We start from the raw sequence: 17,707 nt of genomic DNA, 5'->3' as shown, positions 1-17,707 counted from the left end.
GCTTTACCGGGCGAGGATCAGGCTGACATTGCTGCCGCCGAACGCGAACGAATTGCTCATCGCGTACTGCGTGCCCGTGCCGCGCGGCAGATGGCGCGCGCCGGCGACGAGATCGAGCGTGGGCAGCGCGGGATCGGCTTCGCCGTCCCACAGATGCGGCGGCAGCGTCGCGTTCTCATGCGCGAGCGTGAGCCACGCGAAGCCGAGTTCGGTCGCGCCGGCCGCGCCGAGCTGATGGCCGGTCAGCGGCTTGGTGCCGCTCGCGGCGACCCCGTCCGGAAACACCCGCGCCATCAGATGCGCTTCCATTTCATCGTTCTTCTGCGTGGCGGTCGCGTGCAGATTCACATAGCCGACCGCCGACGGCGCGACGCCCGCGTCCCCGAGCGCGTCGCGAAGCGCGAGTTCGCCGCCGACGCCCTGCGGGTCCGGCGCCGAAATATGATGCGCGTCGCTCGACTCGCCGACGCCCGCGAGCCGCACCGCCGCTTCGTCGCGGCTCATCAGGAACACGGCCGCGCCCTCGCCGACGTTGATGCCGCGGCGATTACGACTCATCGGATTGGTGCGCGCGCTGCTGGTCGATTCGAGCGACGCAAAGCCCTGCACCGTCAATTCGCATAGCGAATCGACACCACCGACGACGACCGCATCGCACAGCCGCAATTGCAGCAGCCGACGCGCCGACGCGAACGCCTTCGCGCTCGACGTGCACGCGGTCGAAATCGTAAACGCCGGTCCCTGCACGCCGAGCGCGGCGGCCGCGAATGGCGCGGCCGTGCCGATTTCCATCTGCCGGTAGTTGAAGCTCTCTGGCAGCTCGCCGGCCCGGGCGTGATAGACGAACGCGGTTTCGGCCGCTTCGATGCCCGACGTGCTGGTGCCGAGCACGACGCCGATGCGCTCCGGGCCGTAGCGCTCGCGCGCGGCTTCGATCGCGGGCGCGATCTGCGCGAGCGCCGTGAGCAGCAGCCGGTTGTTGCGGCAGTCGTAGCGCGCGAGATCGGCCCGCGGCGCGAGTTCGAGCGGCGCGAGCACACTGCCGACGAACGCGTCGCCAATGCCGGTATGCACGTTGCCCATGCCGGGCGAATTCGCGGCAGCGAGCGCCGGCACGATCTGGTCGACGTCGCCACCGAGCGCGTTGATCATGCCGAGCGCGTGCAAATAGACTGTTGGCGCTTTCATCCCGCCCTCCGTGATTCCGATGACTTGCCCGATGACTTATTCGATGACTGCGCCGATGACTGCGCCGATGGCATGCCGATAGGCGCGAGCAACACGGCAACCGCGATGCCGAGCGCGAGCGTGGTGCCGAAACTCCGGAGCGCGGGCATCGCACTGACGCCGAGCATGCCGAACGACAACAACGTGGTCGCCGCCGACAGCAGCACGCCGGTCCACACCGCGCCGAGATCGGCGTCCGCGCGCGCGCAGCCTTCGCGCAGGAACACCGCATAGTTTGCGCCGACGCCGAGCACCAGCATCAGCGCGAGCCAGTTGAACAGATTGAGCGGCACGCCCGCGTAGCCGAACACCGCCAGTGCGACTCCGACCGCGAACAACACGGGCAAGGTCGTGGCGATACCGCCGCGCGCCCCGTAGCGCAGCATCAGCAGCGCGCACACGAGCACGAGCGCGCCGCCGAGCCACCAGCCGCTATCCACGCGATACGCGCCGAACAGCTTCGATACGCTCGCGGCCTTGTCGACGAACACGACGCCGGGCAGGCCTTGAGCGAGCGCGATCAGCGCGGGCTCGTTGCGCGGCGTCACGCCTTGCGGGATCACGACGGCCGCATAGCTTGTTTCATGCGCCTGGTTCGCGTCGTTCGATCCCACCGCGCCGAGCCACAAATGCCGATACGGCTGCGACCAAGGCGCCGCGAGCCAGCGCTCGACGGTCAGCGGCGCGGGCGGCTGAGCGAAGCCGGCGAGCCACGCCTCGGCGACTTCGTCCTTGAAGCCCGCTTGCAGCAGCGTCGCGCGCAACGCGGCCGTGTCGTCGAACACATGCTTTGCAAGCAGCGCGCGATCTTCGTTCTGACGTTGCGCGGACGGCACGAACTGCGCGATCGACTGATAGCCGCCGACGCTATCCGCGGTGCCGTTCAGCGCATCGAGCTTCGCGCCGAGCGCTTCGGCGCGTTGCAGCACCGCTTCCTGGGTCGCGCCGCGTACGACGAAAAACTGCGCGCTGTTATCGACGCCGACCGCTGCGCGCACCGTATCTTCCTGCGCGGCCAGCGACGCATCGCGCTGGATCAGCAGATGGATGTCGTCGTCGCTGGTCAGACGCAGCCAGCCGGGCGCCGACGCGATCAGCAGCAGCGCGGCGACCAGCCACGCACGCTTGCCGCCGAGCGCATGCTGCCAGCGCGCAAGCAGCCGCGCCGCGCCCGCGAACACGCGTCGCGGGCTGCGCTTCGGCGCGCGCGCGAGCAGCGCGGGCAGCAGCCACAGCACCGACGCGAACGCGGTCGTGATGCCCACCATCGCGAAGCACGCGATCTGCTTCAACGCGGGGAACGGCACCCACATCAGGATCGCGTAGCCAAGCAGGCTCGTCGCCAGCGCCACGCTCAGCGCGGGCCGCACGCTGCGCGCGCCGCGCCGCGCATCCCAGTCGCGGCCCGCGCCGAGATAAACGACGAAATACTGGATCGAATAGTCGACGGCCTCGCCGATCAGGCTCGCGCCGAACACGAGCGTCAACAGATGCAGCTTGCCGAAGATCAGCAGCGTCGCCGCGAGCGCGCAGACGATGCCGAGCGCAGTCGAGACGAAGCCGAGCAGCAACAGACGCGGCGAGCGAAACACCCACATCATCAGCAGCGCGATGCCGCATAGCGACGCGATGCCGATCACGTGCACCTCGCGTTCGGCAGCGCTGCGCGCGGCCTCGGCGTAGAACACGGCGCCGGTGCGCGCGACCGATACATCGGGGAACGCCCGGCGCAACGTATTTTCCGCGTCGGCGAGCGCCGCGTGCACCGCGCGCTGCGTCTTCGTTTCATAAGCGGAGCCCGGCAGCGTCGCGATGATCAGCACGCCGGTGGTATCGCCTTGCGCGTCGTGACGATGCGACACCAGCAGGTTGTCCTCGACTTCGAGATTCGTGGTCGCGAGCGGTAAATCGCCGAGCCAGCGTTCGAGCCAGCCGAACGGATCGTCGGCGAGTTGCGTGCTGAGGCCGCCTTGCAATGGGCTGTAGATGCGCTGCGCGAGCATGTCGTGCAGCGTCGTCGCGCTGGCGCTCGCGAGTGCGGTGCGATCGGCCGGCGCGAGCAGGCCGAAGCGGTACGGCAGATACAGCGCCGCGATCTGCGACAGGTCGAACGGCGGCAGTTCGGCCGTCACCGACGCGAATGCGCCGCTCTTTCGCAACGACGCACCCAGTTGCTTCGCGGCCGCTTTCGCGTGCGCATCGTCGCGGCTCGTGACGAGCAGCACGGTGCGATCGCCGAGCGCGCTCGCGAGCGTGTCGACCGCTTTTTCGGCGACCGGGTCCGCTTCGGTCGCGGGCAGCAGCGCGAGCAGATTGGTTTCGAGCGGTGACGGTCCGGCGAAGCGCCAGCCGCAATACAGCGCCGCCAGCAGCGCGAGCACGAGCCAAGCGGTGCGCACGCCCCATGCGCGTTTCGCGGCTCGCTGCTGCGGCATCTCCATCACGGCGCTCTGAACAGGCTGCGCTCGTCCGGCGTCGGCTCCGCGACGGCCGCGCTGTTCGCGAACTCGAGCTTCGTCACGTCGCCGTTCGCGAGCGTGATGCGCAGGCTTTGCAGATAATCGCCGCCGCTCATGTCGAGGCCTTTGATCGATTGCGCGAGCTGCGGTTGATTCGGCGTGAGGCGCATGCGCCATTGCGCGGCGCTGCCTTCGGCGCTGACGTCGAACTGCGAGTACAGCGCCGACAGATCGCCGCCGAGCATCGCACGCATCATCTTCGACACCTGCGCGACGCCGCGCGTGCCCTGTGCGCCATGTGTGCTCACACGTCGGCCGCTGGCGTCGACCTGCGCGACACCGGCGTCGGTGATCACGTAGGTGGCCTTGTACGGCGTGTCGATTTGCCAGATCACGCCGTGATCGCGGAAGAACAGCAACGTGCCGTTGCTGACGAGCGGCTGCTTCATCGCGGCGAGCGTCTGCGTCTGCGTGAATTGCGAGCGCACACCCTTGGGCTGCGCGAGATGCGCGGCAATCTGCGAGACGAGCGCGGCGTTGGCGGGCGCAGTGTTAGCCGTTGCCGCATGCGCCGGTGCTGCCCATCCGGGCACGCACAGCGCGCCGATCATGCCGATCACGCCAGCGATTCGCGACACGGACGCACGTCGGTTCATCGTCCCCATACGCGCTCCAGCTTGTCGAATACGACCTGCGGCGACACGAACTGCAATTCCTCGGTGGCGGCATCGACGGCGACCTGGATCGTATAGCCCTTCGTGAGCCGCGCACCCGATTCGCAATCGACGATTTCATAGCCTATTTTCAGGCGGTTTTCGTATTCGAGCAGTTGCGCGCGCACTTCGAGCTTCTGTCCGTACACGGCGGCCCGCACGTACTTCAGATGCGCCTCGACGATCGGCCACAGATAGCCGGACGCCCGCATCTGGCGATAGTCGTAGTCGAACGCGCGCAACAGCGCCGCGCGCCCCAACTCGAAGTACTTCAGATAATTGCCGTGCCAGCACACGTTCATCGCGTCGACGTCGTGAAACGGCACTTCGACGGTCGCGCTCGCGGCGAGCACGTGCTGCGTTTTCGCGGGCTCGCTCATAGCTTGACTCCTTCCTGATCGTCGATCATGTCCAGCAGTTCGCACGCGGCAATGCGCGCGGTCAGCGCGCGCAGCTCGCCTTCGAGCGCGCGGTCCTCGTCGACGAAGGGCGAATGCGCGCCCATCTCGTCGATGAATGCGCGCAGCGGCGCGGGCACCGGCGTCGCGCTATCGATGCGCAAGCGCAAACGCACGGCCTGCACCGTCGCGAGCGTGTGCGCGGCGGCGACCTGCTCGCTCAATTCGAGCACTCGCAGGCAGTCGCGCGCGGCGATCGTGCCCATGCTGACCTTGTCCTGATTGTGCGCTTCGGTCGAGCGCGAAAACACGCTCGCGGGCATCGTGTTCTTCAGCGCCTCGGCGCTCCAGGCGGACGATGAAATCTGCACGGCCTTGAAACCGTGATTAATCGCCGCGCGTTCGGGCGCCGCGCCCGACAGATTGCGCGGCAAGCCATTGTTGAAGTTGACATCGACCAGCAGCGCGAGCTGCCGGTCCATCAGATCCGCCAGATTGGCGACGGCGACCTTCAGCGCATCCATCGCGAACGCGATATGGCCGCCGTAGAAGTTGCCGCCGTGCAAGATGCGTTCGTTGTCGGGATCGATGAGCGGATTGTCGTTCGCGCTGTTCAGCTCGTTTTCGACGTCGCGGCGCACCCAGCCGAGCGCATCGCGCGCGACGCCGATCACATGCGGCGCGCAGCGAATCGAATAGCGGTCCTGCAGACGATGCCCGGGCGTGTCGGCGCGGCCGGCCAGATCGGCGCGGATCCACGCGGCCGCTTCGGCCTGGCCCGCGTGCGGCTTCACATCGAATAGCGTCGCGTCGAAGTGCGCTGCGCGGCCGTCGAGCGCGACGGTCGCCAGCGCGGTTAGACGGGCGACCAGCCGCGTCAGGTGCTCCGCGCGCGCTACCGCGAGACACGCGAGACCCGTCATCACGGCGGTGCCGTTCATCAGCGCGAGGCCTTCCTTCGGCGCGAGCGTCAGCGGCTCGACACCCAGCTCGGCCCACACGTCGCGCGCCGCGCGCAACGCGCCGGCGTACTGCACGTCGCGCTCGCCCGCGAGCGCCGCCGCCACGTACGACAGCGGCGTCAGATCGCCGCTCGCGCCGACCGAGCCCTCGGACGGAATGCGCGGCAACACGCGATGATTGATCAACGCCGCAAGGCGTTCGAGCAGCACCGTGCGCACGCCCGAAAAGCCATACGCGAGCGAATTCAGACGTGCGGCGATCACGGCGAGGGTTTGCGCATCGTCGAGATACGCGCCCATGCCGCAGCCGTGATAACGCGTCAGTTGCAGCGGCAATGCCTCGACGAGCGCCATCGGCACGTCGACCACGCAGGCGTCGCCATAACCGGTGTTGACGCCGTACACGGTCGCGCCGGCGGCCAACTGGCGACGCAGGAACGCCGCGCCGCGCTCGATGCGCGCACGCCATGCGGCGTCGTCGCTCAGCGCGACGCACGCGCGCTGCCGCGCAATCGCGACGACCTCTTCGATCGTCAGTCGGCGCGCACCGACGACCACCGGCGCGCAGTCGGCGGCGCAAGCGGCATTCGCTACAACGGGTGCGGATCGCACATCGTTCAGATCATGATCGGCCATTCGCGCCTCGCTCGGAGCCGGCCCAGAAATCGAAGAAGTTGAACCATTGATATGGGGCCTTGCGGCAATAGTGTTCGAGGCGCAGCGCGTAGCATTGCGCCCACGCGGCCAGATGCTGCGCGCGTTCGCGGCGCGGCAGCTCGATGCGCTCGGCGAACGGTTCGAAGTACATGCGATAGCCGTCGCGTTCCTTCAGGCAGAAGAACAGGTAGACCGGACAGCCGAGCGCATGCGCGAGCACGTAGGGCCCTTGCGCGAACGGCGCGCTCGCGCCGAGAAATTGCGCGTCGGTGGTGCGCCCCGCCTCGCGCGCCGGCACCCGGTCGCCGACGATCACCAGCAGCTCGCCCGCATCGATGCGCTGCTGCATCAGCACCGCGGTCTCGGGACCGAAGTCGCCGACTTCGAGCAGATGCCGCGCGAACTCGCGATTCGACGCCGCCAGCACCTCGTTGAAGCGGCGCGCATGTTCGGTGTAGACGACCGCCGTGACCTTCGCGTGATCGCCGCGGATTGCGAGCGCACGCATCATCTCCAGATTGCCGAGGTGTGCGCCGATTACGAGCGCGCCCTTGCCGCTCGCGATCAAGGCTTCGAATGCCGCGGCATCGTCGAACGTGACGTCGGTGTCGTCGATGCGGCCGGTCCATGCGGCGAGCTTGTCGAAGCCCGATTGCGCGAACGCGAGCATATGGCGATACGCGGAGAGCCACCCCGGGCGCGGCGTATTCGCCGACGGCGCGACCGCGTTCAGATGCGCGAAGTAGTTGGCCGATGCGGCGCGCGCGGCGCGGCCGGTCAGCAGGAAATACGCGACGACCGGATGCAGCCACAGTGCGGTGAAGCGGCGGCCGAACAGCTTGCAGCTCAGCGCGAGCAGGCTCATGCCAAGGCGGCTGCCGCGTTCGGCGATGCGCCACCACGCTTCGGGCCGGGGATCGCCGGCGGGCTCGTCCGCTGTGTCGGCGAGCGCGCCGCGGCGCGGCATCAGCTTGTGCGCGAGCAGCAGCGGCAGACGACACAGCATGCCGAACACGAGCCGCGTATGGCTGCGGCTGATGCGCACGTTGTCCCACAGCACGTCGAAATGCGACACGCCGTCGGCCGCGTAGGTCACGCGCGTCGGGATCGAGCGGAACGCGGCGCGCCGCCAGTGCAGTCGCACGAGGATCTCGATGTCGAAGTCCATGCGTGTCGGCAGCCGGACGCTGTCGATCAGCTCGCATGCGAGCGCGAGCGGATACAGACGAAAGCCGCACATCGAATCGCGGATCGTCAGCGACAGCGTCTCGATCCACACCCATACGTGGGTCAGATAGCGGCCGTACAGACGTGCCTTCGGCACGCTGTCGTCGTACACGGGACGGCCGAGAATCACCGCGTCGGGTTCGGCGCGCGCGGCATCGAGAAAGCGCGGCACGTCGGTCGCGTCGTGCTGGCCGTCGGCGTCGATCTGCAGCGCGTGCGTGTAGCCCGCGGCGCGCGCCGCGCGCAGACCCGCCATCACCGCCGCGCCCTTGCCGCCGTTTTCGGGCAGACGCAGCAGCGTCATCTGCTGCGCGTATCGCAGCGCGAGCGCGGCGAGTACCTGCTGGGTCGGCTCGTCGCTGCCGTCATCGACGACGAAGATCGGCAAGCCGTGCACCGCGAGATTGGCGACGGTCGCGCCGATCGCGTCCTTGTGGTTGTAGATCGGAATGACGATGCAGGGCGCGAACTTCATCACGCGTCCTCCCGATGCACGAGCACGCCCGACGCGCATTCGCGACCGTCGAGCCGGTACGCGAACTGCACGCGCCGGTGCGCGGCATCGTAGGCGAGCGTGAGCTCGAGCACCGCACCGGGCAACACCGGCGCCATGAACTTCAGCCGATCGACCGACGCCACCGCGCGCACCCGCGGCCAATGCCCGGCCGCGAGCCGCGCCGCCCAGTCCACCTGCACGACGCCCGGCAGAATCGGCAGGCCCGGGAAGTGGCCGCTGAGATGCTGGAGCGACGGCGGCACTCGCAGCACAAAGTGCAGCGTGTTGCCGACGCGCGTTTCGGCCAGCACTTCCATACCCTCGGCGAGCGGGGCGAACGCGGCCGCGACCGCGCTCCCAGGCAGCTTGCCGCGCGCGTCGAATGGCAGGCTCACTCGAAAACGCCAGTGACGCGGCAGCACGACCGCATCGAAGTAATCGGCCAGATGCCGGCGCAGTGTTTTCGCGAGCGCGACGCGGCCTTCATCACGCAATGTCGCGCCGCCCGCTTCGGTCAGCGCGACCACTGCGCCGACCCGTTCGCGCGTCGCGCCTTGGAGCGGCACCAGCGCCGCCTGCGCGACATACGGATGCAACGCGAGACGCGCCTCCAGCTCCGGCAGCGACACGCGCTTGCCGCCGAGCTTCAGCACGCGGTCGAGGCGCCCTTGCAAGCGGAAGCGCCCATCGGCGTCGAACGCGATGCGATCGCCCGTACGATGCCAGCCGTCGTGATCGAGATGCGGAGAGCGCACGCACAGCGCGCCGTCGTCGTCGCGGCGCACCTCGGCGCCGGCGACCGGCTGCCACGCGTCGCCCTGATCCTGACGCCGCCACGCGATTCCGCCGGTTTCCGTGCTGCCGTAGATTTCGAGCGGCGCCGCGCCGTAGCTCGCCGCATACGCCTGCGCGGCTTCGGCCGCGAGCGGGCCGCCCGACGAAAAGAACGCGCGCGGCGCGGGCGCGAGCGCGGCGAAGCCCGGCAACGCGGGCCAGCGCGACAGTTGCGCGGGCGTCGACACGACCGCCGTCGCGCCGCATTGCGCGATGCGCGCCTGCAGCTGCAGCGGCTCCGTGCCGATTGCGCGATCGAACGCGCGGCCCGCCGCGAGCGGCCACAACACGCGAAACAGCAGACCGTAGATGTGGTGATGCGGCACGCTCGCGAGCATCGTCGCGTCGCCGAGCAATGCGCCCCACTGCTGTTCGAGCGTGTGGACTTCGGCGTTGAATTGCGCGAGCGCCTTGCGGATCGGCTTCGGCGCGCCGCTGCTGCCGGATGTGTAGAGCGTCAGCGGCGCGCGGGGGTCGATCGGCAGCGCGGTGTTGGCCGTGACGACTTGCGTCTCTGCGACGAACGGCGGCAGATCCGCATCCGTCAGCAGAAAGTCGTATGCGTCAGCGAGATCGGCGAGATAGCCTGGCGTTGCATTGGCAGGAATCACCGGCTCCTTGCCGCACGCGAACAGCGCGAACAACGCGCACGCGAACTCGAACGGATCGTCGATACAAAGCGCACAGCGCCGCGAGTCGTGCGTTTGCACGAGTTCGATCAAGCCAGCGACGCGCGCGCGAAACGCCGCGCGATCGAGCAGCACGGCGCCGTCGCGGCACACCGGTGCGGCGGGCGTTGCGAGCGCGGCATCGGCCGACAACAGATCATGCAACGCGATCATCAGGCCGACTCCGAATCCGCGCGCGCGGCGCGCGGCAGCACGAACAGGCGTCGCCACACGTATTCGCCCGCCAGCAGCACGCCGATCAGTACATAGGCGATCGCGCCGTTGTACAGCGACCAGGCCGCGCGGCTCCAATAGAGCGCGGTATAGGCGGAGAACGCGCCGTTCAGCACGAAGAACGCGCACCACACCTGGGTCACGCGCCGCGTATAGCGCACCGCACCGGGCGGCAGATCGGGACTGCCGAGGCGCGCGAATTTTTCGATCATCGACGGCCCGCGCACGAGCGTCGCGCCGAACGCGATCAGCAAACCGAGATTGACGAGCAACGGATAGAAGCGCAGCAGCAGTTCGCTATCGGTGACGACGATCGTCGCCGACGCGCAACTCAGCATCGCCACCACGCTCCAGTCGAGTCTGGAAAGCTGCCGCAGCGGTATCGCGACCGGACCGCCGCCGGCCCAGCGCTGCAGCCACAAGGTCACGAGCAGCATGCCGCCGACCAGACGCGGCGCATCCCAGCGCCAGGCACACAGGATCAGCACGGGGTAAGCGAGTTTCAGCAGCACCAGCACGACGGTCCTGCTCCAGCGAGGCCGCGCGCCGGACCCGCTTGCGGCGTGAGGTGGCTCCGGCATCTGCATGCGCGGGTGCGCGGCCCGCATCAGCCTTGCGCCGCGAGCAGCGATTCGACCGCGCCGATCACGTCGCCGACCGTGCGCACGGATTTGAAGTTCTCCGGCTTGATGCGGCGGCCGGTCATCTCCTGCAGCTTGATCGCGAGATCGACCGCGTCGATGCTGTCGAGATCGAGGTCTTCGAACAGATGAGCGTCGGGCGTCACGCGCTGCGGCTCGATCGCGAAGTTTTCCTGAAAGATCGCGCGGATGCGCTCGAGAATCTCAGTCTCGGTCACGATTCAATCCCCTTCCTTGCGGTTTCGTTCGCAGCGTGCGCCGCTTCGCGCTGGCTCGCGACCAGCGCGGCGAGCGTATTGATCGAGCGAAAGTGCTCGCGGGTACGTTCGTCGTTCGCCGCGATGGTCAGTTGGTATTGTTTGCGCAGCACGATGCCGATTTCGAGCGCGTCGATCGAATCGAGACCGATGCCGTCGGAACCGAACAACGGGGCATCGTCGTCGATATCGGCGGGGCTCAGGTCTTCGAGATCGAGGGCTTCGATCAAAAGCTTTTTAATTTCCAGTTTTAAAGAATCCATAATCGAACAGGTGCTGGGTAATGTGGGCTTCTACGGCATTCGTCACGCTGCGCGCTGCGATGGCCGCGGTGGTGTCGTGCGCGGCCAGCTCGGCGACGCCAAGCGGCGCGAGCACGTTCACGCGCATCCGGAAAGCGCGCGCCGGCACGTGGTACCAGCGCATCTGCCGCGTGAACGCGGGCGGATCGCAATCCATCAACACCGGCACGATCGGCGCACCGGCCTTCAGCGCCATGTGCGCGAAACCGCGCGAAAACGCGTGCAGCCGGTTCGGAGCGGGGCTGCGCGTGCCCTCGGGAAAAATGATCATCGTGTAACCGGCCGCGAGCTGCCTGGCTCCCGCCTCGACGAGCGCAATCGCGTCCGCGTTGCTCACGTATTCGGCCGCGCGCACGATGCCCCAGAAACACGGGTTTTGCCAATGCGCGTGCTTGACGACACAGCATGCGCGCGGCGTCAGCGACAGCAGGACCATCACGTCGAGGTAAGTCGGGTGATTCGCGACGACGATCGCCGGTCCGCCCGCGCGCAACGCCTCGGCCCCGGATACTTCGAGTTCCATCACGCCGAGGCCCCGCAGCACCGCGACGAGCGCGCGGAAAAACCTGTGAATCACGACGGTCACGACACGCTGCCGGGACGCGCGATGCGGCCACAACCACGCGAGCGGAAACACGAGCACCGAAAACAGCACGCCGCACACGCCGAACGCGACGAAGGCGAGGCCGGTCGCGCAAAAACGCCACGCGTAATCAAGCCGCGCGCTCATCCCACCTCCAGTGCCACAGCGCGCCGGCGCGCTGCCAGCGTGCGGGCTGGCCGGTTTCGAGGCAGTGCAGCAGCGCCTGGCTCTGGGTCGGAAAGCTAGTGGCGCCGCTCGGTGCGGTTCGCGGCTCGGCGGGTTGCCCGGTCGCCTCTTCGTCGGCGCGGGTCAGGGAGCAAACAACGTGCCCTGCAGCCGCATCCTTGTCGAGCAACACCGCGATCGCGCCGCCGTGCACTTCGTCTTCGATCGTGCCGTACGCGAGATCGGCCGGTTCGTCGGCATAGACGAGCAGCACCGGCACGTCCGGTTGTGCCGCGAATTGTGCGTACGCTTCGAGCAGCGCATAGCCGAGCGTTTGCGCACCAGCCGATACCGCGCTCGCGGCCGAACGGTCGCCGCGCGCGATCCCGAACACGCCGGTCATCGCGTTCAGCACCGACAGGCTGAAAGCGGTCGGCGACACCGGTTCGCCCGCGCTGATGCTGCGCAGGATGTCGGTGGTGCGCCGCAATTCCCCGTGCCGCGACGCGAAAACCACGCGCGCGGGTTCCTGCGCGACGCAGTCGTGCGCGACCTTGAGCGCGACCTTGGACAGCGTGCTGAGACGCCGCCGCACGATCGGCTCGATAAAGCCGACATCGGGTGCGGCAGGCGAGGTAGCCGGCCAGCTAGACCAGCGACCGACCGGAATGGTCCAGTGCAGATCGGGCATATGGTGTTCGCGCGTAGAAACGGGAAAGGGGCTCGAGCGCCTGACGGAATACAGAGCCGTCACAGCGAGCGGCGCCGCGCGGATCGGGAGGTTCCAGCCGGGATCGACCGGTCTGCTGGCATGGGAATGCAGCACCGGCGATCGGGCCTGATTTGTCAGGCGCCCCTGACAATCGGTGCGGTGGATGGCGGATCGGGCTCCTTTTGTGGCCGAATAGTGCCGGGTATTTTGAAGCAAATCGTCGAGGAAAGACGTATCCATCTGTATCCGCGCCTGCCGCGCAACACATTGTTAGACGATTTGACGCAGGCGGGCGCGGCGACGCACCGGAAGGCCGTTTTCGCGCGTCGGCGCTGGCGTGCCAACGCCGACAGAATCGAGCAAAAAACCTTTCATTGGTCTTTCGCGCAATACGTCGTAGAGCGAAAACACCCCCGCCGCGTCGTCGGCGCCCGAATAACATTCGTCACAACGATGCTGCGGCGCCTGCTATACTCCGCCCCTCATTGGGGAGTAGCCGCCCCGCGGCACGTCCGCACCGCTTCGCCGGTGCGTCGCACGTGTGGCTCGCGGGGGCGCCTGTCAACACACTTGGCCAGCACGGCCATGGCAGTCGCAGCCTCTGGCCTGGCGAGACCGATGATCCACACGCGCCGCAACAGGGCCCGGCGTGTCGTGGGTCGTCGCTCGCTCATCTTCGGCCCGAGGAATCCATTCAACGTGAATCAAGCTTTTCTCATTTCGACCGGCGCGGTCGCGCTCGCCGAAATCGGCGACAAGACTCAACTGCTGTCGCTCGTGCTCGCCGCGCGCTATCGCAAGCCGATGCCGATTATTCTCGGCGTGCTCGCGGCGACGCTGATCAATCACGCAGGCGCCGGCGCGCTCGGCGCGTGGCTCGGCTCGATGCTGACGCCGACCGTCATGCGCTGGGCGCTGGCGGCGTCGTTCATCGGCATGGGGCTGTGGATTCTGGTGCCAGACAAGCTCGAAGATGAGGAAGCCAACACGAACCGCACGCACTTCGGCGTGTTCGGCGCCACGGTCGTCACGTTCTTCCTTGCCGAGATGGGCGACAAGACGCAGATCGCGACGGTCGCCCTCGCCGCGCGCTTTCACGATTTCTTCGGCGTGGTGGCCGGCACGACGCTCGGCATGATGATCGCGAACGTGCCGGCGATCCTGCTCGGCGACCGCTTCGCGCATCGTCTGCCGACGAAACTCGTGCACGGCATCGCCGCAGTGATGTTCGTCGTGCTGGGCGCGATGGCCTTGTTCGGGGTCGGAGTCTAAGCTACTGCGCCGGCTTCGGCGCCGGCGCCGGACCTGCGGGCGGCGGCGCCGCTGGCAGAGACACTTCGTTCGCAGCCGCGCCGCCGCCGAGCGGGATCTTCACGGTATGCACGGCGCCGTTGGCCAGCGGGAAGTCCGCCAGCGCGCTACGTGCCAGATAAGGCATCGCCCGCACCAGCGACGACTCCTCGCCGAAATTGCGCGCCGTCACGTTGTAGACCTCCCGGCCGCTCGCACGCTCGGTGATCCGGATGCCGAGCAGATGCGTGTACACCGGGTAGCTCTGGTTCACGTATGTCGCCGGGAACGGCCCCCACGGACCCCACGGATCGAACGGCCGGCCCCAGTAAGGGCCGGGCCACGGGTTATAGTAGACCGGCTGCGCGACGGTCACGACATCCGAGCGAATGCCATAGGCGAGCTCCACGAGATAACGCGCGTCGTCGTGAGGGACTTCGCGGAACGCGTGCACGGCGAGCTCGTTTGCGACGATCCGCTCGTAGGCGCTCAGTTCGAGATTGTTCTTCTGATCCTCGTGGCGCGTGAACGCATAGGTGCGGGTTGAGTCGCTGCCGGTCCAGTCGGAGAACGCCGTGACCTGTGTCGTCACGTAGGTCGTGCAGCCGGACAGCAGCACGCTCAGCGCGACGAACAGCAACGCGACGCGGCGGGTCCATCGATCGAAATTCATGGTCTGCCTCGTGATGCCTCTGATTGCATCTATTCTGCTTCGGTTAAAACTCTGCTTCAGCCGCGATTATTCCGTCGCGCGAAGCGCTCGCCGGCTGACGCTGCCGGGTCTCCGCCACGCGCGGCGCCCGATAATACGCTGACCTCGGCAGCCAGCAAAAGGTTCTTGCCCTGCCCGTCGAAACCGGACGCGCTGCCCGGCGCCGAAACTGGGCTCCCTTCCCCTCCGCACGATTGCCCGAGGCTTTGTACAATGAGTCGACCAAGCCCGGCTCGCGCGCCGTTTGCGCGCTCGACCGCTCGAGTACACCACCAAAGAACGCCATGGCCGATACCGCAACGCCCAATGTGATCCGCCGCGCCGATTACGCGCCGCCCGCCTTCCTGATCGACACCGTCGCGCTCGAGTTCGATCTGGTCCCCGAACGCACGGTCGTCAGGAACACGATGCGCGTGCGCCGCAACCCGGATGCGTCGCGTGCCGCGCATCTCGAACTGATGGGCGAGCAGCTGGAGTTCGTCAGCGCCGAAATCGACGGCAAGCCGTTTGCGAACGCGCATCCGCACGAGCACGGCCTGCTGCTCGACAACGTGCCGGACAGCTTCGAGCTGACTCTCACGAGCATCTGCAATCCCGCGGAAAACACCACGCTGTCGGGGCTGTACGTGTCGAGCGGCAACTTCTTCACGCAGTGCGAAGCCGAAGGCTTTCGCCGCATCACCTACTTCCTCGACCGCCCTGACGTAATGGCGAGCTTCACGGTCACGCTGCGCGCGAGCAAGGCGGACTATCCGGTGCTGCTGTCGAACGGCAATCTGCTCGAAGAAGGCGAGCTGCCCGACGGCCGTCATTTCGCGCGCTGGGAAGATCCGTTCAAGAAGCCGAGCTATCTGTTCGCGCTCGTCGCGGGCAAGCTCGTCGCGCTCGAAGAACGCGTGAAGACCGGCTCGGGCAAGGAAAAGCTGCTGCAAGTGTGGGTCGAGCCGCATGATCTCGACAAGACCCGTCACGCGATGGATTCGCTGATCCACTCGATCCGCTGGGACGAAGAGCGCTTCGGGCTCGAACTCGATCTGGACCGCTTCATGATCGTCGCGGTCAGCGACTTCAACATGGGCGCGATGGAGAACAAGGGGCTCAACATCTTCAACACGAAGTACGTGCTCGCGAATCCCGAAACGGCCACCGATACCGACTTCGCGAACATCGAGGCGGTGGTCGGCCACGAGTACTTCCACAACTGGACCGGCAACCGCGTGACCTGCCGCGACTGGTTCCAGCTGAGCCTGAAGGAAGGCCTGACCGTGTTCCGCGACCAGGAGTTTTCGGCCGACATGGCAGGCGGCGCCAGCGACGAAGCCGCGCGCGCGACCAAGCGCATCGAGGACGTGCGGGTGCTGCGCCAGATGCAGTTCGCCGAGGACGCGGGTCCGATGGCGCATCCGGTGCGCCCGGAGAGCTACGTCGAGATCAACAACTTCTACACGATGACCGTATACGAGAAAGGCTCGGAAGTCGTGCGGATGTATCAGACGCTGTTCGGCCGCGACGGCTTTCGCAAGGGCATGGACCTGTACTTCAAGCGTCACGACGGCCAGGCCGTGACCTGCGACGACTTCCGTCACGCGCTCGCCGACGCGAACGGCCGCGACCTCGCGCAATTCGAGCGCTGGTATAGCCAGGCCGGCACGCCGCGCGTGTCGGTGCGCACGCGCTACGACGCCGCGCAGCAGCGCTACAGCGTGACGCTGCACCAGGGCTACGGCGACGCGGTGCCCGCCGCGCGCGAAACGCAAAAGGGTCCGCTGCTGATTCCGTTCGCGATCGGTCTGATCGGCAACGACGGCCGCGATCTGCCGCTGCAGCTCGACGGCGAGGCAAAGGCGTCGGATTCGACCACGCGCGTGCTGGAATTCGCGCAGACCGAGCAGACCTTCACGTTCGTCAACGTCGGGCAGGAACCGCTGCCGTCGCTGCTGCGCAATTTCTCGGCACCTGTGATCGTCGAATACGACTACACGGCCGAACAGCTCGCGTTCCTGCTCGCGCACGACAGCGATCCGTTCAACCGCTGGGAGGCCGGCCAGCGGCTCGCCACCCGCGAGCTGCTCGCGCTGGCCACGCGCGCGGCCACGGGCGCGGCGCTGCAGCTCGACGACTCGGTGGTCGCCGCGTTCGCGCGCGTTCTGACCGACGAGACGCTCTCGCCGGCATTCCGTGAACTCGCGTTGATGCTGCCGTCCGAAGCGTATCTGGCCGAGCAGATGGCCGAGTCGAACCCGGCCGCGGTGCACGCGGCACGGCAGTTCGTGCGCAAGCGCCTCGCCAATGCGCTGCGTGACGACTGGCTCAAGGTCTACGAGCAGCATCGCACGCCGGGCGTCTATGAGGCGACGCCGGAGGCCGCCGGTCATCGCGCGCTGAAGAATCTCGCGCTGTCGTATCTGACCGAACTCGACGATTCCGCGGACGCCGTACGCCTTGCCTCCGCGCAATATGAAGCCGCGAACAACATGACCGACCGCGCGGCCGCGCTGTCGGCGCTGCTCAACGCGGCCGCGCCGCAGGGCGGCAGCCCCGAGGCGCAGCACGCGCTCGACGACTTCTATCGACGCTTCGAGAAAGAGCCGCTCGTCATCGACAAATGGTTCGCTTTGCAGGCCACGCAGCGCGGCGGCGCACAGCATCCGGTGATCGATACGGTGCGCAAGCTGATGACGCATCCGGCCTTCAACCTGAAGAACCCGAACCGGGCACGTTCGCTGATTTTCAGCTTCTGCGCGGCGAACCCCGCGCAGTTCCACGCGGCAGATGGCTCCGGCTACGCATTCTGGGCCGAGCAGGTGATCGCGCTCGACGCGCTCAATCCGCAGGTGGCCGCGCGCCTCGCGCGTTCGCTCGAGCTGTGGCGACGCTTCACGCCAGCGCTGCGCGACAGCATGCGTGCGGCGCTCGAGAAAGTGGCCGCGCAGGTCAAGTCGCGCGACGTGCGCGAAATCGTCGAGAAGGCGTTGGCGTGATGCCTCGCTGAGTTCTCGAGTCGCATCGGAAGGCCGGCACGCGTTGCCGGCTTTTTTTCGCGCAGCTTTTTCGTTGATGGGCTGCGCTCCCCCGGTCGTGGCACGCCGTTAGCCATTTGGCCGACTGTTCATCGGACCTCGGCGGGGAGAAAGTATACGCACACGTTTAATGGTTTACATTTAACGCAA

15 protein-coding genes and 1 riboswitch are annotated in these 17,707 nt (G+C 67.3%); of the genes, 2 read left to right on the top strand and 13 right to left on the bottom strand.

Annotated elements, in window-relative coordinates; all coding sequences use genetic code 11:
• Window positions 1–3: 3 nt before the first annotated feature.
• The 12 genes from ACLFKU_RS33130 to ACLFKU_RS33075 are packed head-to-tail and all read right to left on the bottom strand — an operon-like array spanning window position 4 to window position 12,514.
• Window positions 4–1,188, bottom strand: a complete 1,185-nt coding sequence (locus ACLFKU_RS33130; protein WP_410851922.1) for a beta-ketoacyl-[acyl-carrier-protein] synthase family protein — start codon at window positions 1,186–1,188, stop codon at window positions 4–6.
• Window positions 1,185–3,668, bottom strand: a complete 2,484-nt coding sequence (locus ACLFKU_RS33125) for an MMPL family transporter (RefSeq protein ID WP_410851921.1) — start codon at window positions 3,666–3,668, stop codon at window positions 1,185–1,187. The genes ACLFKU_RS33130 and ACLFKU_RS33125 overlap by 4 nt, the downstream gene beginning before the upstream one ends.
• Window positions 3,668–4,351 (bottom strand): outer membrane lipoprotein carrier protein LolA, encoded by a 684-nt coding sequence (locus ACLFKU_RS33120; RefSeq protein ID WP_410851920.1) that lies wholly within the window; start codon window positions 4,349–4,351, stop codon window positions 3,668–3,670. The genes ACLFKU_RS33125 and ACLFKU_RS33120 overlap by 1 nt, the downstream gene beginning before the upstream one ends.
• Complete coding sequence (locus tag ACLFKU_RS33115) at window positions 4,339–4,779, bottom strand: acyl-CoA thioesterase (protein ID WP_368584899.1); 441 nt, start codon at window positions 4,777–4,779, stop codon at window positions 4,339–4,341. The genes ACLFKU_RS33120 and ACLFKU_RS33115 overlap by 13 nt, the downstream gene beginning before the upstream one ends.
• Entirely contained in the window at window positions 4,776–6,395 is a 1,620-nt protein-coding gene (hutH, locus tag ACLFKU_RS33110) for an HAL/PAL/TAL family ammonia-lyase (protein WP_410851919.1), read from the bottom strand. The genes ACLFKU_RS33115 and hutH overlap by 4 nt, the downstream gene beginning before the upstream one ends.
• A complete protein-coding gene (locus ACLFKU_RS33105; protein WP_410851918.1) occupies window positions 6,382–8,118 on the bottom strand; it encodes a glycosyltransferase family 2 protein in 1,737 nt (578 codons plus the stop codon). The genes hutH and ACLFKU_RS33105 overlap by 14 nt, the downstream gene beginning before the upstream one ends.
• Window positions 8,118–9,815, bottom strand: coding sequence for an AMP-binding protein (locus ACLFKU_RS33100; protein ID WP_410851917.1), 1,698 nt, complete (start codon window positions 9,813–9,815; stop codon window positions 8,118–8,120). Before ACLFKU_RS33100 ends, ACLFKU_RS33105 begins: the two co-directional genes overlap by 1 nt.
• Window positions 9,815–10,483 (bottom strand): hypothetical protein, encoded by a 669-nt coding sequence (locus ACLFKU_RS33095; RefSeq protein ID WP_410851916.1) that lies wholly within the window; start codon window positions 10,481–10,483, stop codon window positions 9,815–9,817. Before ACLFKU_RS33095 ends, ACLFKU_RS33100 begins: the two co-directional genes overlap by 1 nt.
• Complete coding sequence (locus ACLFKU_RS33090) at window positions 10,483–10,734, bottom strand: acyl carrier protein (RefSeq protein WP_013090186.1); 252 nt, start codon at window positions 10,732–10,734, stop codon at window positions 10,483–10,485. The genes ACLFKU_RS33095 and ACLFKU_RS33090 overlap by 1 nt, the downstream gene beginning before the upstream one ends.
• On the bottom strand, window positions 10,731–11,036 hold the full coding sequence (locus ACLFKU_RS33085; protein ID WP_176105339.1) for a phosphopantetheine-binding protein: 306 nt from the start codon (window positions 11,034–11,036) through the stop codon (window positions 10,731–10,733). Before ACLFKU_RS33085 ends, ACLFKU_RS33090 begins: the two co-directional genes overlap by 4 nt.
• A complete protein-coding gene (locus ACLFKU_RS33080) occupies window positions 11,011–11,805 on the bottom strand; it encodes a 1-acyl-sn-glycerol-3-phosphate acyltransferase (RefSeq protein WP_410851915.1) in 795 nt (264 codons plus the stop codon). The genes ACLFKU_RS33085 and ACLFKU_RS33080 overlap by 26 nt, the downstream gene beginning before the upstream one ends.
• On the bottom strand, window positions 11,789–12,514 hold the full coding sequence (locus ACLFKU_RS33075) for a beta-ketoacyl synthase chain length factor (RefSeq protein WP_410851914.1): 726 nt from the start codon (window positions 12,512–12,514) through the stop codon (window positions 11,789–11,791). Before ACLFKU_RS33075 ends, ACLFKU_RS33080 begins: the two co-directional genes overlap by 17 nt.
• 496 nt (window positions 12,515–13,010) lie before the next feature.
• A riboswitch (yybP-ykoY riboswitch) is annotated at window positions 13,011–13,223 on the top strand.
• An 11-nt stretch (window positions 13,224–13,234) separates the two neighbouring features.
• Here ACLFKU_RS33075 and ACLFKU_RS33070 point away from each other — a divergent pair.
• The gene (locus ACLFKU_RS33070) at window positions 13,235–13,807 is read left to right on the top strand and encodes a TMEM165/GDT1 family protein (RefSeq protein WP_368584905.1); all 573 of its coding nucleotides are present in this window, start codon (window positions 13,235–13,237) and stop codon (window positions 13,805–13,807) included.
• Window position 13,808: 1 nt separating this feature from the next.
• Here ACLFKU_RS33070 and ACLFKU_RS33065 read toward each other — a convergent pair whose 3' ends face one another.
• The gene (locus ACLFKU_RS33065) at window positions 13,809–14,498 is read right to left on the bottom strand and encodes a DUF4136 domain-containing protein (RefSeq protein WP_410851913.1); all 690 of its coding nucleotides are present in this window, start codon (window positions 14,496–14,498) and stop codon (window positions 13,809–13,811) included.
• 323 nt (window positions 14,499–14,821) lie between these two features.
• Between ACLFKU_RS33065 and pepN the strand changes: the two genes are divergently transcribed.
• Entirely contained in the window at window positions 14,822–17,518 is a 2,697-nt protein-coding gene (gene pepN, locus ACLFKU_RS33060) for an aminopeptidase N (RefSeq protein ID WP_410851912.1), read from the top strand.
• The last annotated feature ends 189 nt before the right edge of the window (window positions 17,519–17,707 follow it).

The organism is Paraburkholderia sp. EG304, from assembly GCF_046543485.1.
GTDB lineage: Bacteria > Pseudomonadota > Gammaproteobacteria > Burkholderiales > Burkholderiaceae > Paraburkholderia > Paraburkholderia youngii.
Note: the sequence above shows the minus strand (reverse complement) of the source record. Positions and strands in the feature narration are given on the sequence as shown.